Raw genomic sequence first — 14,151 nt, forward strand, 5'->3', positions numbered from 1 at the left:
CCACGCGCGCCGCGAGAGTGCGCGCCGGACAGGACTCGCGACATGCTCGATAACATCCTGATACCGCTGGGCGCCGGGATCGCGGACGCCTTCGTTCCGATCAACCTGGCGATGATCATCCTGGGCTGCACCCTCGGCCTGATCATCGGCATGCTGCCGGGGCTCGGCTCGGTGAACGGCGTGGCGGTGCTGCTGCCGATCACCTTCCTGGTGCCGCCCAACGCGGCCGTGATCTTCCTCGCGGCGATCTATTACGGCGCCATGTACGGGGGCTCGATCTCCTCGATCACGCTCGGGGTGCCAGGCGCATCGACAGCGGTCGCCACGGTCTTCGACGGAAGACCGATGGCGCAGCAGGGCAAGGGCGACCAGGCGCTGATCGGCGCGGCGCTCGCGTCCTTCGTCGGCGGCACGATCTCCGTCATCCTGTTCACGCTGTTCGCGCCGCCGCTCGCGGACTTCGCACTGAAGTTCGGCCCGCCCGAGGAATTCGCCCTGATGATCCTGGCCTTCGCCACCTTCATCGGGCTCGGCGGCGACGACATCCCCAAGACGATCTTCTCGATCGTGATCGGCCTGATCCTCGCCTCGGTCGGGCTCGACATCATCTCGGGGCGCCCGCGGCTGATCTTTTTCGGCCTGCCCGGCTTCCTGCACGGCATCAGCTTCCTGGTGCTCGCGATCGGCGTCTACGGCATCGGCGAGATGCTCTGGACGCTTGAGCATAGCCAGGGCAAGGTGGAGCTGCACAAGGTGAAGCTGACGATGAAGAGCTTCGCCAAGAACATCAAGATAGTGTTGCGCCAGCCGCGGGTGCTGATTCTCGGGTCTGTGCTCGGCTACTTCGTCGGCATGCTGCCGGCGGCCGGGGCGACGCCGGCCTCGCTGATGTCCTACGGCCTGGCGAAGACCTTCTCCAAGGATCCCGAGAGCTTCGGCAAGGGCAACGTGGTCGGGGTCCTCGCACCCGAGAGCGCGAACAACGCGGCCTCGACCGGCTCGATGCTGCCGATGATCACGCTCGGCATCCCCGGCTCACCGACCACGGCAGTGCTCTTGGGCGGCATGATCATCTGGGGCTTGCGGCCCGGGCCGCTGCTGTTCAAGGAGCACGGCGACTTCGTGTGGGACCTGATCGGCTCGCTCTATATCTCGAACGTCTTCACGCTGATCATCGACCTGTGCTTCATCCCGGTTCTGGTGCGAATCCTGGCGATGCCCTTCACCATCCTGGCGCCGATCATTTTCACGCTGTCCGTGGTCGGCGGCTTTGCGCCCACCCAGACCATGCACGATGTCTGGCTGATGCTGATCTTCGGCGTGTGCGGCTATCTCCTGCGCAAGCTGAACTACCCCGTGGCGCCCGCGGTGCTGGCCATCGTGCTGGGCCCGCTGGCCGAGGAGTCGTTCCGCCAGACGGTGCTCGGCTCGCAGGGCGATGTGACGATCTTCTTCACCCGGCCGCTGTCCGGCCCGATCATGGGCATCGCCATCCTGCTGATGTGCTACCCGCTGATCCAGCGCGCGATGAGGATGATCGGCAAGATGCGCAACGCGGTCTGAGCGAACGGCGCAACGAACGAGGGACGGGCCCGCGCTCCGGCGCGGGCCCAAAATATTTCGGGCCGACCGGCGCCGCCGGCCCGCTCAGGGCGTCAGCAGAATCTTGCCCCTGAGCCCGCCGGCCTCCATCAGCGCATGCGCTTTGGCCGCCTGGGCCAGCGGCAGCACGGTATGGGTCACCGTGCGCAGCTTGCCCGCGGCGAACAGCGGCCAGAGGCGCTCTTCGAGATCCGCCGCGACGGCGGCCTTGAAGGCGTCGGGGCGCGGGCGCAGGGTCGAGCCGGTGATCACCAGCCGCTTCAGCATGACCGGCATCAGGTCGACCTCGACCTTCGAGCCCTTGCGGAAGGCGAGCTGCACGATCCTGCAGTCCGGCGCGGCGGCCTTGATATTGCGCGCCACGTAGTCGCCGCCCATGAAGTCGAGGATCAGGCTGGCGCCGCCGGCCTCGCGCACGATGCCGACGAAATCCTCCTCGCGATAGTTGATCGCCCGTTCGGCGCCCAGGCTTTCGCAAAACGCGAGCGCCTCGCCCGAGCCCGCGGTGGTGAACACGCGCAGCCCCAGCGCGGCGCCGATCTGCACCGCGGTCGAGCCGATCCCGCCCGCGCCGCCATGCACCAGGAACAGCGCGCCCGGGGGCACCTCGTGGCGGAAGAAGAAGTTGCTCCAGACCGTGAAATAGGTCTCGCACAGGCCCCCGGCGTCGATCGTCTTGGCGCCCTCGGGCACCGGCAGCACGTGGCCGGCCTCGACCGCGACGTATTCGGCATAGCCGCCGCCCTTGGTGAGCGCGCAGACCCGGCCGCCCGCGCGCCAGCGCGTGACGCCTGCGCCGAGCGCCGCGATCTCGCCCGAGACCTCGAGCCCGGGCAGGTCCGAGGCGTCGGGCGGCGGCGCGTAGCGGCCCTGGCGCTGCATGACGTCGGGGCCGTTCACGCCCGCGGCGGCGACGCGGATCAGCACCTGGCCGGGGCCGGGCTGAGGCACCTCGCGCCGCGCGGGGGCCAGCACCTCGGGGCCGCCGGGCTCGGTGATCTCGATCACGGTCATCTCGGGCATGCGCGACGCTCCTTCCGTTGAATTTCCGGTGTTTTCCGGTTTAATGCGCGGCCGGATGCGGTGCAATCGCCGCCCCGGCGCCCGGCGGGATCCCCTGCCGGCGCGCGCGCCCGCAAGGAGACTGCCCATGACCGACTCCGCCCGCTCGAGCCCGCTGCCCGGCTACCTGGTCGAGCGCTATCGCGCCTGGCACGCCTTGCGGTTTGCCGACAACCGCGCCTGGTACGCGCGTCTGGCCGCCGAGGGCCAACGCCCGCGCGCCATGATGATCTCGTGCTGCGACAGCCGGGTGAACATCAACGAGATGTTCGGCGCCGAGCCCGGCGACCTGTTCGTGGTCAGGAACGTCGCCAACCTGGTGCCACCCTACAGCCCCGACCACCAGCACCACGGCACCTCGGCCGCGGTCGAGTTCGCCGTGGGCGCGCTCAAGGTGGCGCATATCGTCGTGGTCGGGCATTCGGGCTGCGGCGGCGTCGCCGCCTGCCACGACATGTGCGCGGGGCTGGCGCCCGAGCTGGAGGAGAGCTCGAGCTTCATCGGCCGCTGGATGGATATCCTGCGCCCGGGCTACGAGCGGGTCGCCGCCGAGGTGCCCGACGCCGAGGCGCGGCGCGGTGCGCTGGAGCACGAGGCGGTGCGGGTCTCGCTGAGGAACCTCGCCACCTTTCCCTTCGTGCGCGCCGCGCACAACGCCGGGGTCCTGACCCTGCACGGGGCCTTCGTCGACATCCCCAGCGGCGCGCTGCTGCAACACCGGGACGAGGCGGGCTTCGACGTCGTCTGAGCGCGGCGCGTCCGCTCCGGCGCCGGCGCCCGCGCCGGGCAGAGGCGAGGATCGAGACCGGCCCTGGGCGCGCGTCCACGGCACCCCCATGGGGGTCCGAAAAAATACATGAAAGAAATCAGCATCTTGCGAGGCGTCCAAATTTGGACGCCGCGCAGGCCCAGCCTTTCCGTGGCTGCGACGGCCGCGCCGGCTCAGTCCTTGCGCAGGCAGCGCCGGCCCAACAGCTCGGCGATCTGCACGGCGTTCAGCGCCGCACCCTTGCGCAGGTTGTCCGAGACGCACCACAGCGACAGGCCGTTCTCGACGGTCGGATCTTCGCGGATGCGGCTGACGTAAGTTGCGAACTCGCCGACGCACTCGACCGGGGTGATGTAGCCGCCGGGCTCGTGCTTGTCGACGACCACGATGCCGGGCGCCTCGCGCAGGATCTCGCGCGCCTCCTCGGCCGAAAGCGGGTCCTCGAGCTCGAGGTTCAGCGCCTCGGAATGGCCGACGAAGACCGGCACCCGCACGCAGGTGGCGTGCAGCTTGATCGCCGGGTCGAGGATCTTCTTGGTTTCGGCCACCATCTTCCACTCTTCCTTGGTGGTGCCGTCCTCCATGAACACGTCGATGTGCGGGATGACGTTGAAGGCGATCTGCCTGGGGAACTTCTTCGGCTCGACCTCCTGGCCGGGCACGTAGATGCCCTTGGTCTGCAGCCACAGCTCGTCCATTGCCTCCTTGCCGGCGCCCGAGACCGACTGGTAGGTGGCCGCCACCACGCGCTTGATCCGCGCCCGGTCGTGGATCGGCTTGAGGGCCACGACCATTTGCGCCGTCGAGCAGTTCGGGTTGGCGATGATGTTGCGCGCGGAATAGCCCTCGACCGCGTCCGGGTTCACCTCCGGCACGATCAGCGGCACGTCCGGCTCGTAGCGGTATAGCGAGGAGTTGTCGATCACCACCGCGCCGGCCTTCGCCGCCCTTGGCCCGTACTGCTTGGTCGGCCCCGAGCCGATGGCGAACAGCGCGATGTCGACGCCCGCGAAATCGAAGCTGTCGATGTCCTTGGTCTTGAGCGTCTCGTCGCCGAAGCTCACCTCGGTGCCCAGCGAGCGGCGCGAGGCAAGGGCGATGACCTCGTCGGCGGGGAACTCCCGCTCGGCGAGGATGTTCAGCATCTCGCGGCCCACATTGCCGGTGGCGCCCGCGACGGCGACTCGATAACCCATCTGACCGACTCCCGATTGAACGGAGCTTCCGACGGCACGCCTCATACAGGCTCTGTGCCGGCGGCGAAAGGGGGCGACAGGGGGCGACCGCGCGGCGCGCCGGCATCCCGAGACGATTGACCGGGGCGAGTGGCACATGCTGAATGCGCGCAACCGTTCCGGTCGGCCCGCGCCCGGGAGAAGCTGCATTGTCATGACCGATTTCGCCAGGAAGATCTTCGGCACGCTTCGTCTCGGCGGCACCCGAAACGACCTCGCGGCTCTGTACCGGCGCCTGTCGTGGGAGTGCAGACGGAAGTTCGGCCGCGTGGATCGGGCCATCCTGCACAGCTACCTGGCCGGTGCGCGGATGCGGAAGCTCCAGATCGGCTGCGGCGAAAATCCGCTCGAGGGCTGGCTCAACTCGGACCTCTACCCACGTTCGCCGCGCGTCTTCCACCTGGACGCGTCCCGCCCCTTTCCGTTTCCAGACGGTGCCTTCGACTACGTCTTCAGCGAGCACATGATCGCATGCCTGTCCTACTCCGAGGGCAGCGCGATGCTGGCGGAGTGCCATCGCGTGCTCAAGCCGGGCGGCACGATCAGGATCTCCACGCCCGACCTGTCATTCCTGATCGATCTGTGCCGCGAGGAGAAGAGCGACCTGCAACGCGACTACATCGCCTGGTCGAGGGACAGCTTCATCCCCGATGCGCCGTGCCCTTCGCACAGCTTCGTCGTGAACAATTTCATGCGCGCCTGGGGCCACCGGTTCATCTATGACGAGGAGACCCTGCGCGGGTCACTGGAGCGCGCGGGGTTCGACCCGATCACCAGGCTCGACGTCAGCCAGAGCGCCCACGCGGCGCTGCGCAATCTGGAGAACGTGAGCAGAATGCCGGACGGCTTCCTGCGGCTGGAGACGTTGACGCTCGAGGCAACCAAGCCGCCCGCGCCCCGTCGTCGCCCGCCGGCATCCGCAGCGGCGGACCCGGCCGCGGGGCCGCCAGCGGCGGCTCAGCCCAGCGCCCGGCGGTAGCTCACCGCCTCGGCAACATGTACCTTGCGCACGGCGTCTGAGCCCTCGAGGTCGGCGAGCGTGCGCGCCAGCCTGAGCACCCGGTGGTAGCCGCGCGCCGAGAGGCGCAGCTTCTCGGCCGCCGCGCGCAAAAGCGACTGGCCGGGCGCGTCCGGCGTGGCGACCCTGTCCAGCATCTCGCCCTCGAGCTCGCCGTTCATCAGCTTGGTGCCGTTCATCCGCTCGGCCTGCACGCCGCGCGCCCCGGCCACGCGGCCCGCGATCTTGGCCGAGCTGTCGCCATGGGGCGGCAGGGCGAGGATGTCGGGCGTCACGGGCGGCACTTCGATGCGGATGTCGAAGCGGTCGACCAGCGGGCCTGAGATCCGCGCCACGTAGTCCGCCCCGCAGCGCGGGGCCCGCGAGCAGGCGCGCGAGGCGTCCGTGAGATAGCCGCAGCGGCAGGGGTTCATCGCCGCGACCAGCAGGAAGCGGGCCGGATAGCGCACATGTGCCGTGGCGCGCGAGACCACCACCTCGCCGGTCTCTACCGGCTGGCGCAGGGTCTCGAGCACTGGGCGGGCGAACTCGGGCAGCTCGTCGAGGAACAGCACGCCCCGGTGCGCCAGCGAGACCTCGCCGGGCTTGGCCTCGCGCCCACCCCCGATCATGGCGGCCGGCGAGGCCGAATGGTGGGGCGCCCGGTAGGGCCGCTCACGGAAAATCGTGCCGTCGCCGGGCTGGGCGGCGAGCGAGTAGATCACCGAGACTTCCAGCGCCTCCTCCGCCGTCAGCGGCGGCATGATCGAGGTCAGCCGCGAGGCCAGCATCGACTTGCCCGAGCCCGGCTCGCCGATCAGCAGCACGTGGTGGCCGCCGGCGGCCGCGACCTCCAGCGCCCGGCGCGCGCCCTCCTGGCCCTTCACGTCGATCAGGTCGGCGCCCGAGCGTCGGCGCGCCACCTCGCCCGGCTGGGGCGGGGCCAGCGCCTTGCGCCCGGCGAAGTGGTTGACCAGGTCGATCAGTCCTGGCGGCGCCAGAACCTCGGCGGCGCCGACCCAGGCGGCCTCGCGCCCGCAGGCCTCGGGGCAGATCAGACCCTTGTCCTGCGCCGCGGCCGCCAGCGCCGCGGGCAGCGCGCCCTGCACCGGCTTGATCTCGCCGTCGAGGCTGAGCTCGCCCAGCGCCACGTTGCCGTCGACCTCCTCGGCCGGGATCAGGCCGAGCGCGGCCATCAACGCGAGCGCGATGGGCAGGTCGTAATGCGAGCCCGCCTTCGGCAGGTCCGCGGGCGAGAGGTTGACCGTGATTCGCTGCGCCGGCATGGCCAGGCCGATGGCGCCCATCGCCGCGCGCACCCGCTCGCGCGACTCCGAGACCGCCTTGTCGGCCAGCCCGACCACGTTGAAGGCAGGCAGGCCGGGGGCCAGGGCGCATTGCACCTCGACCGGCTTGGCCTCGACGCCGAGAAACGCCACCGTGTGGGCGCGCGTGATCATGCCGCTCTCCCGGGTGCACCGATCCACCCGGCCAAGGAGGGCAAACACGGTTAAGACCGGGTTAACCGGTGCCGCCGCGCCCTCGCCGCACCCCCGCCGCGCTGCCCTGTGCTCCGGTGCGGCCGGGATGAGCGCGGCCCTGACCTGCGGCCGTGCGCGCCTCGAAAACGCCCACCAACCGGCACAACTCAGCCGCAAAAAGGTCCCCATTGCGCACAACCATGGGTTGTTGGCGCGTCTGGCACGGCGCCGACGATCGGGTGCCCATCTCGCCGGCCGCATGCGCGCTGCCGCAAAGGGGGCGACGCCAGGGGGAGTCGGGAGGTGACCTGGGCCAGCTTTCAGGGGGGGCTCGCGCCCCGCAAGACGACGGGTCGGTTTGCCTGGCGCGAGGCCGGGCAGGGGCCTGCCGTGCTGCTGATCCACAGCGTGGGGCTGAATGCCGACGTGTGGGAGCCGCAGATCGGCGCCCTCGCCGGACGCCGCCGGGTGATCGCCGCGGACCTGCCCGGCCACGGCCTAAGCGCGCCGGTGGAGGCGGCGTCCGGGCTGGACGACTATGTCGTGGCCATGGCGGATCTGATCGCCGCGCTCGACGTGGCGCCGCTCGCCGTCGTCGGCCACTCCTTCGGAGCGATGGTTGCCCTCGGCCTGGCGCTCGATCATCCGCAAAAGGTCGCCTCGCTGGTCACGCTCAACGCCGTCTACTGTCGCGACGCGCAGGCCCGGGCAGCGGTCGAGGGCCGGGCGCGACTCGTGAGCGTGCGCCACGTGGACGCGATCGAGACCATCGCGCGCTGGTTCCCCAACGATCCCAACGGTCCGCTGGCGCGCCGCGCCACGACCTGGCTGCGCAGCGTCGATCCCCAAGCCTATGCAACGGCCTACCGCGTATTCGCGAGCGCCGACCGTAGTCACCAGGGCCGTCTGGGAGACCTCGGCTGCCGCGCCCTGTTCATCACCGGCGTCGCCGATGCGCGCTCCTCCCCTGCGATGTCCGAGCGCATGGCGCGCGAGGCGCCGAATGCCCGCGCCCTGGCCCTGCCCGGTGCCGGCCACATGATGAACCTGACGCACCCTGCCGAGACCACCAGTGCCATCGCGGCGTTCCTGAAGGCAGCGCCCCGCTCGCCCTGAGACCGCCGGACGCGGCAGGCACGAAAACGGCCGCACCGTGGCCCGGAGCGGCCGCTTGCGCAGCTCGGCAGGAGCGGAAGCTACATTGCCATGTCGCTCTTGCGTTGCACTTCCGGCATCGGTGCGAGAACCTGTGGCCCGCAGGTCTCCAGCACCCGGGCGCCCGGCCGGAGCGGCCAGTCGAGCAGCGCGTAGTTGTGCAGCGCGCGGACCGGGCGCTCGCCGCCGGGGTCGCCGATCAGCGAGATCACGGACAAGCTGCGCGGCGCGGCGAGCAGGTGCTCGACCAGCGGCGCCAGCGCATCCTTGAGGGCATGTGCCTTCTCGACCGGCTGCACGTCGCTGAGCGGCAGGTGAAACTGCTGCTGGGCGGATGGCACCAAGGGGACCAGCGCCCCTGTCCGGGCCCCGGGCGCAGGCGCAGGACGGGACTCCTCGGCCAGGTCGGGATCGGCCAGCGGGGCGAGCGCCGCCCTTACCCGCGCGACCAGCGCGGACAGCGCCTCCGAGCCCTCCGCCGGCACCAGCGCGACGCGCCCGCCGACCACCGCCAGCTCCAGCCGCGGCAGCTTGAACGAGACGCTTTCCTCGGCGATCGCGGCGAGCGCGTGCTCGAGCGCGAACTGGCTGCGCCCCGGCGCCAGCCGGAAGGGCGCGTTGATCACGCCGTGCAGCCCGTGGCGGCACAGCCGGCGGGTAATCGACGGCAGATCGGGAAAGTCACCGCGCGGGCGGTGCTCGCCATGCTCGGCACACCAGCCGGTCCAGGTGTCGCCGAACGGCCCCAGCGGGTCCGGCCGCTTCGGCACCCAGTAGACGGCATATCTCTCGAAATCGTTGAACATTGCGGTGGCCCCCTGCTTACCGCATCTTGCTTGCTTAATTTTTTATTGACCGAATCCGCGGCGGCTGAATGTGAAGAAAGTCACAATCGGCCGGGTCGCGCAGAAAGTTGTCACTGGCCCGGTCGCTTCTTCGGGATTGGAGCCTGTAATGTAAGGTTCGGGAATGCTGATTCTCCCTTCGGGGCCGCGGGATCCGCGGGCAGGCAGCAAACCGGCGGAGCGCGATGGTGGACGGAACCGAACCGAAGTTGGATCTCAGCCCGCCCGTCTGCGACCAGATCCGGCGCGTCGCCGCCGAGGCCGGAGAGCCGCACCTGGGCCGCCGGAAACCGCCCGTGGGCGAGGGGCCCGAGACCGTCGCCCGGGGCAAGGAGTGGACATGACCAGGCTGCCGAAGTCCACCGAACGCAAGATGGGCCTGGTCATCGACCTCGACATCTGTGTCGGCTGTCACGCCTGCGCCGTGGCTTGCAAGGAGTGGAACACCGGCGGCTACGGCGCGCCGCTGGCCGACACAGATGCCTACGGGGCCGAGCCGTCGGGCACCTGGCTCAACCGCATCCACACCTTCGAAGTGCAGCCGGCGCAGGGCCCCGCCCAGCTCGTGCACTTCCCCAAGTCCTGCCTGCACTGCGAGGACGCGCCCTGCGTCACTGTCTGCCCCACCGGCGCCAGCTACAAGCGCGCCGAGGACGGCATCGTGCTGGTGAACGAGGACGCCTGCATGGGCTGCGGGCTGTGCGCCTGGGCCTGCCCCTACGGGGCGCGCGAGCTCGACCGGGTGGCGGGCGTGATGAAGAAGTGCACGCTGTGCATCGACCGCATCTACAACGAGAACATCCCCGAGATCGATCGCCAGCCCGCCTGCGTGCGCACCTGCCCCGCCGGGGCGCGGCATTTCGGCGATCTCGGCGACCCCGAGAGCGCCGTGTCTGGGCTGGTCTCCGAGCGCGGCGGCATGGACCTGATGCCCGAGCAGGAGACCCGGCCGGTCAACAAGTACCTGCCGCCGCGCGGGCGCGACATTGCCGCGCCGCCGCCCCTCGACCTTGCCGAGCTGGCCGAGCCCGAGCCCGGCGGCTTTCTCGGCTGGCTCGACCGCGCGCTGGAGCGGCTTGGCTGATGCATCCCGCCCCTTCGATCACCGTCTTCACCACCCTGTCGGGCGTTGGCCTGGGCGTCATGGTCTGGCTCGGGATCGGGCTGGGCCCGGACGGCGGCGCCTATCCCTGGATCGGCTCGGCGCTGGCGCTCGGGCTCACGGGGCTGGGCGGCGCTGCCTCGGTCGGCCATCTCGGCCGGCGCGAGAACGCGTGGCGCGCCGTGACCCAGTGGCGCTCATCCTGGCTCTCGCGCGAGGCCTGCCTGATGCTGGCGGCGCTGGCGGTCTTCGGGCTCTATGCCGCGCTGTGGTGCCTCGGCGGCCTGCGCCTGTGGCCGCTCGGCCTGCTCGGCGCCGCGCTCGCGCTGGGCACGATCTACGCCACGGCGATGATCTACACGCAGATCCGCGCCGTGCCGCGCTGGAGCGCGACGCCGACGCCTGCGCACTTCCTTGTCACCGGGCTGACCGGCGGCCTCGTCGGCGCGGGCGCGGCTGCGGGGCTGGCGGGCGCCCCGGCCCAGGCAGACTGGATTGCTGTGGCGCTGGTGCTCGCCGGGGCCGTGTGGATCTGGTGGCAGACCGCGGCGGCCGGGGCCAGCCGGCGCTCGCAGGGCTCGAGCATGGAGAGCGCCACGGGGCTCGGCTTCATGGGCCGGGTGCGGTTGCTCGAGGCGCCGCATACCGGCTCGAACTACCTGCTCGACGAGATGGCTTACCGGGTCGCCCGCCGGCGCGGCTTCGAGCTCCGCCGGCTCGGCGCCGTGCTGGGCTATGTCGTGCCGCTCGCCCTCGCGCTCGCGGCCGTGGCCTTCGGCGGCTGGCTCATGGTGCTGGCGCTGCTCTCACACCTGGCGGGCATGCTGGCGCTGCGCTGGCTCTTCTTCGCCGAGGCCGAGCACGTCCAGGCGCTCTACTACGGCCGGCGCTGAGCCCCTTTCAGGGCCCGATCTTGCGTGTCCGCGGGCGCTGGATGCGCAGGACCTCGTGCTGGCGGCGCAGCGCCGCCACCTGCTCGCGCGAGCGCACCCGGTTGGCGTCGCGCAGCGCCTCGGCGATGAAGCTCAGATGCGCCTCCGCCGCCTCCCGCGCGGCGCAGGGGTCGCGCGCCAGCACCGCGTCCCGCATGGCGCGATGCTGGTCGAGCAGCCGCGAGCGCCGCTCGGGCAGCGAGTAGACCACCGCCCGGTTGTAGAACACGCCCCGGATCAGGAGCTCGTAGAGCGAGCGCATCATGTGCAGCATGACGATATTGTGCGCGGCCTCCACCACCGCCATGTGAAATTCGGCGTCGAGCGCGGCCTCCTCGGCCGGGTCGCGCTTGGTCGAGGCCTCCTCCATGCGGCGGAACACCGAGTCGATGGTCGCGAGGTCGGCATCCGTCGCGTTCACCGCGGCGCGCTCGGCGGCCAGGCCCTCGAGGTCGCGGCGGAACTCGACATAGTCGAACAGTGCCGAGTCGTGGCTGGCGAACAGCTCGACCAGCGGCGGCGCGAAGGCCGAGCCCAGCACCTCGGCGACGAAGGTGCCGCCGCCCGGCCGGGTCACCACCAGGCCGCGCTCCTCCAGCTCGGCCAGCGCCTCGCGCAGCGTGGGCCGCGAGACGTCCATGGTTTCGGCCAGATCGCGCTCGGCCGGCAGCCGGTCGCCCGGGCGCAGCACGCCATGCAGGATCAGGTCCTCGACCTGGCGAACCACGGCACTGGAAATCTTCTCGGAGACGATCTTCTGGAACGGCATGGGCGTGTTCCCCCCCCCGCATTGGGCCGATCATACCGCCCGCGCCTGCCGGATCAAACGGCGATGTGTCGGCATCGCTCCGGTGAGGCGCGTGCCGCGGCGCCGCGGCTCACCCGCGCCCGCTCCGGGATCCGGCATGAGGGGTGCGACACGAGCGCCCAACACCCGCGGCGCCCGGGGAATCGTGCTTGCGCGGCGGGCGGATTTCCCGTAACGCTGGAGTGTTACAGACATCTTTATCGTACAGGATTCCAAAGGTATGGAATGGGGAGCAAGCCGCGCGCCTGCGCGGGGGTTGCTTGCCGAGTGGCCTACTTGGCTTGCACTGGTGGCGTGCTACACGACTTGGGCGGCATCGCTCGCCGCCTATCACCTCGTCGGTCTGCTGGCCTTCGTGCCGCTGGCGCTTTCGACCGCCTTCCACTCGTCTTTGCAGCACGAGATTCTGCACGGTCACCCGACGCGCAAGGCCCTGGTCAACGAGGCGCTGGTCTGGCTGCCGCTGGGCCTCTACATCCCTTATCGCCGCTTCCGCGACCTGCATCTGAGGCACCATAACGACGCGCGGCTGACCGACCCCTATGACGACCCCGAGAGCTTCTACGTGGACGAGGGCGACTATGCCCGTCGCGGCCCGCTGATGCGCCGGCTGCTCGTCTTCAACGCCACCTTCGCGGGGCGGATGCTGATTGGGCCGGCGCTGTCGCTGTGGGGGTTGTGGCGCACCGAGCTGGCCAGGGGGCTGGCGAGGGGTGAGCTGGCCGCAGATCACGCCGTGCGCAATGCCTGGGCGCAGCATTTCGCCGGGCTCGCCGTCGTGCTGCCGCTGATCTGGTGGGCGGGGGTGCCGCTGTGGCTCTACGCGCTGCTGGCGGCCTATCCGGCGGTCTCGCTCATCATGGTGCGCAGCTTCATCGAGCACCGCGCCCACGAGGATCCGAAGAAGCGCAGCGCCGTGATCGAGAGCGGGCCGTTCTTCAGCCTGCTGTTCCTCAACAACAACCTGCACCGTGTGCACCACGCCAAGCCGGCCGTGGCCTGGTACCGCTTGCCCGCCCTCTATCGGACCGAGCGCGAGCGCTATCTGGCCGAGAACGGCGGCTACCTGATCCGCGGCTATTCCGAGGTGGTGCGTCGCTGGCTGGTCAGCCCGCGCGAGCCGGTGGTGCATCCGCTCAGCCGACGTGCCGCCGCTCCGCGCGGCGAGTGAACGGCGACGGATGATCGCTGCACTGCCGATGTATGACTGGCCGGCGCTGCGGCGTTGGACGGATGCCTTCTGGAGCGCCGCGGCCGAAAACCTGCGCGCGGCGGGCATTGAGGCGCCTGCCGCCCTCGCACGGCCCGCAGACCCGGCCGAGACCTGGCGCGATCCCGACCTCGTCATCGGCCAGACCTGCGGCATGCCCTGTGTCATGGGGCTGTGCGGCGACGCGCACGTCATCGGCCGGCCGGACTATGGCCTGCCGGATGCGTCGGAGGGGACCTATCGGTCGGTCGTGGTGAAGCGGGCCGAAGTCGGGCCAAGCGGGCTGGTGGCGCATCAGGGCTGCCGGGTCGCGGTCAACGAATGGGCCTCCTATTCCGGGCACATCGCACTGCGCGCGCACCTCGCCGGGCTGCGCGCCGGTGCCGACGGTCCGTTCTTCGGCATGGCGCTGCTCAGCGGCAGCCACCGCGAATCGGCCCGCATGGTGGCGCGTGGCGACGCCGACCTGGCGGCGCTCGACGCGGTGGCCTGGGCGCTGCTTCAGGCCCACGAGCCCGAGACCGCCGGCCGCCTCGCCATTCTCGATCGCACCGCCCCCGCGCCGGCACTGCCCTTCATCGCGGCGGCGCGCTTCGCGTCCCTCGGTGCCCGGCTGGTTCAGGCGCTTGACCGGGCCGCGGCCGCCCTGCCGGCCACACCCGGCTTGCCTCGCCGCATTTTTGCCGCTAGCGACAGGGATTATGAGCCTGTCCGCGCCGCCGCACGGCGGGCCGCGCGCGAGCCGTTCGCCCCCGGTGCACCGCTCGCGCCGCCGGTCTGAGGGAATTGCGGCCGGGGCGGGTAGGGAGTGGTTGCACCTGTTGGCGGCCTAAACCATTGTGTGCGTAAGAGTCCGGGGAGAGTCATGAATCAGGGGCCGCTGCTGTCGGTCGAGGATCTCTCGATCAGCTTTGCCTTGCCGGGAATGGACCGGCCCGTGGTCGACGGACTCA

The 14,151-nt window shown here is 70.6% G+C and carries 13 protein-coding genes; 8 read left to right on the plus strand and 5 right to left on the minus strand.

Going from position 1 to position 14,151, the window contains the following annotated elements; translation table 11 throughout:
- Positions 1–42: 42 nt before the first annotated feature.
- Positions 43–1,563, plus strand: a complete 1,521-nt coding sequence (locus tag AC32QD_RS14460) for a tripartite tricarboxylate transporter permease (RefSeq protein ID WP_492011212.1) — start codon at positions 43–45, stop codon at positions 1,561–1,563.
- A gap of 84 nt (positions 1,564–1,647) precedes the next feature.
- On the opposite strand, the gene AC32QD_RS14465 is transcribed toward AC32QD_RS14460, so the two are convergent.
- Positions 1,648–2,625, minus strand: coding sequence for an NAD(P)H-quinone oxidoreductase (locus AC32QD_RS14465; protein ID WP_492011213.1), 978 nt, complete (start codon positions 2,623–2,625; stop codon positions 1,648–1,650).
- A gap of 127 nt (positions 2,626–2,752) precedes the next feature.
- On the opposite strand from AC32QD_RS14465, the gene AC32QD_RS14470 reads away from it, so the two are divergent.
- Complete coding sequence (locus tag AC32QD_RS14470) at positions 2,753–3,412, plus strand: carbonic anhydrase (protein WP_492011214.1); 660 nt, start codon at positions 2,753–2,755, stop codon at positions 3,410–3,412.
- Positions 3,413–3,606: 194 nt separating this feature from the next.
- Here the strand turns inward: AC32QD_RS14470 and AC32QD_RS14475 are convergent, their stop codons facing one another.
- Complete coding sequence (locus AC32QD_RS14475) at positions 3,607–4,629, minus strand: aspartate-semialdehyde dehydrogenase (protein ID WP_492011215.1); 1,023 nt, start codon at positions 4,627–4,629, stop codon at positions 3,607–3,609.
- A 193-nt stretch (positions 4,630–4,822) separates the two neighbouring features.
- On the opposite strand from AC32QD_RS14475, the gene AC32QD_RS14480 reads away from it, so the two are divergent.
- Positions 4,823–5,647, plus strand: a complete 825-nt coding sequence (locus AC32QD_RS14480; RefSeq protein ID WP_492011216.1) for a class I SAM-dependent methyltransferase — start codon at positions 4,823–4,825, stop codon at positions 5,645–5,647.
- Here the strand turns inward: AC32QD_RS14480 and AC32QD_RS14485 are convergent.
- A complete protein-coding gene (locus AC32QD_RS14485; protein ID WP_492011217.1) occupies positions 5,626–7,125 on the minus strand; it encodes a YifB family Mg chelatase-like AAA ATPase in 1,500 nt (499 codons plus the stop codon). The two genes, AC32QD_RS14480 and AC32QD_RS14485, sit on opposite strands and share 22 nt — an antisense overlap.
- 324 nt (positions 7,126–7,449) lie before the next feature.
- Between AC32QD_RS14485 and AC32QD_RS14490 the strand changes: the two genes are divergently transcribed.
- Positions 7,450–8,262 carry an alpha/beta fold hydrolase gene (locus AC32QD_RS14490; protein ID WP_492011218.1) on the plus strand — a complete coding sequence of 271 codons (813 nt, stop codon included), beginning with the start codon at positions 7,450–7,452 and terminating at the stop codon, positions 8,260–8,262.
- Between the two features lie 80 nt (positions 8,263–8,342).
- Here AC32QD_RS14490 and AC32QD_RS14495 read toward each other — a convergent pair whose 3' ends face one another.
- Positions 8,343–9,107 (minus strand): DUF1045 domain-containing protein, encoded by a 765-nt coding sequence (locus tag AC32QD_RS14495; RefSeq protein WP_492011219.1) that lies wholly within the window; start codon positions 9,105–9,107, stop codon positions 8,343–8,345.
- 379 nt (positions 9,108–9,486) lie between these two features.
- Here AC32QD_RS14495 and AC32QD_RS14500 point away from each other — a divergent pair, with 379 nt between their 5' ends.
- Together AC32QD_RS14500 and AC32QD_RS14505 are read left to right on the plus strand one after the other, a co-directional pair.
- Complete coding sequence (locus AC32QD_RS14500) at positions 9,487–10,230, plus strand: 4Fe-4S dicluster domain-containing protein (RefSeq protein WP_492011220.1); 744 nt, start codon at positions 9,487–9,489, stop codon at positions 10,228–10,230.
- On the plus strand, positions 10,230–11,141 hold the full coding sequence (locus AC32QD_RS14505; RefSeq protein ID WP_492011221.1) for a dimethyl sulfoxide reductase anchor subunit family protein: 912 nt from the start codon (positions 10,230–10,232) through the stop codon (positions 11,139–11,141). The genes AC32QD_RS14500 and AC32QD_RS14505 overlap by 1 nt, the downstream gene beginning before the upstream one ends.
- Positions 11,142–11,148: 7 nt before the next feature.
- Here AC32QD_RS14505 and AC32QD_RS14510 read toward each other — a convergent pair whose 3' ends face one another.
- A complete protein-coding gene (locus AC32QD_RS14510) occupies positions 11,149–11,949 on the minus strand; it encodes an FCD domain-containing protein (RefSeq protein ID WP_492011222.1) in 801 nt (266 codons plus the stop codon).
- Between the two features lie 328 nt (positions 11,950–12,277).
- Between AC32QD_RS14510 and AC32QD_RS14515 the strand changes: the two genes are divergently transcribed.
- Together AC32QD_RS14515 and AC32QD_RS14520 are read left to right on the plus strand one after the other, a co-directional pair.
- A complete protein-coding gene (locus tag AC32QD_RS14515; protein WP_492011223.1) occupies positions 12,278–13,159 on the plus strand; it encodes a fatty acid desaturase in 882 nt (293 codons plus the stop codon).
- 10 nt (positions 13,160–13,169) lie between these two features.
- Positions 13,170–13,979: a phosphate/phosphite/phosphonate ABC transporter substrate-binding protein gene (locus AC32QD_RS14520; RefSeq protein WP_492011224.1), complete on the plus strand. Its 810-nt coding sequence runs from the start codon at positions 13,170–13,172 to the stop codon at positions 13,977–13,979.
- The last annotated feature ends 172 nt before the right edge of the window (positions 13,980–14,151 follow it).

This window comes from Thermohalobaculum sp. (genome assembly GCF_058622915.1).

Bases quoted from the DNA above. Each gene is read 5' to 3' on its own strand.
- AC32QD_RS14475 (WP_492011215.1), bottom strand. From the start codon at position 4,629: ATGGGTTATCGAGTCGCCGTCGCGGGCGCCACCGGCAATGTGGGCCGC.
- AC32QD_RS14460 (WP_492011212.1), top strand. From the start codon at position 43: ATGCTCGATAACATCCTGATACCGCTGGGCGCCGGGATCGCGGACGCC.
- AC32QD_RS14505 (WP_492011221.1), top strand. From the start codon at position 10,230: ATGCATCCCGCCCCTTCGATCACCGTCTTCACCACCCTGTCGGGCGTT.
- AC32QD_RS14510 (WP_492011222.1), bottom strand. From the start codon at position 11,949: ATGCCGTTCCAGAAGATCGTCTCCGAGAAGATTTCCAGTGCCGTGGTT.
- AC32QD_RS14480 (WP_492011216.1), top strand. From the start codon at position 4,823: ATGACCGATTTCGCCAGGAAGATCTTCGGCACGCTTCGTCTCGGCGGC.
- AC32QD_RS14465 (WP_492011213.1), bottom strand. From the start codon at position 2,625: ATGCCCGAGATGACCGTGATCGAGATCACCGAGCCCGGCGGCCCCGAG.
- AC32QD_RS14500 (WP_492011220.1), top strand. From the start codon at position 9,487: ATGACCAGGCTGCCGAAGTCCACCGAACGCAAGATGGGCCTGGTCATC.
- AC32QD_RS14485 (WP_492011217.1), bottom strand. From the start codon at position 7,125: ATGATCACGCGCGCCCACACGGTGGCGTTTCTCGGCGTCGAGGCCAAG.
- AC32QD_RS14520 (WP_492011224.1), top strand. From the start codon at position 13,170: ATGATCGCTGCACTGCCGATGTATGACTGGCCGGCGCTGCGGCGTTGG.
- AC32QD_RS14495 (WP_492011219.1), bottom strand. From the start codon at position 9,107: ATGTTCAACGATTTCGAGAGATATGCCGTCTACTGGGTGCCGAAGCGG.
- AC32QD_RS14470 (WP_492011214.1), top strand. From the start codon at position 2,753: ATGACCGACTCCGCCCGCTCGAGCCCGCTGCCCGGCTACCTGGTCGAG.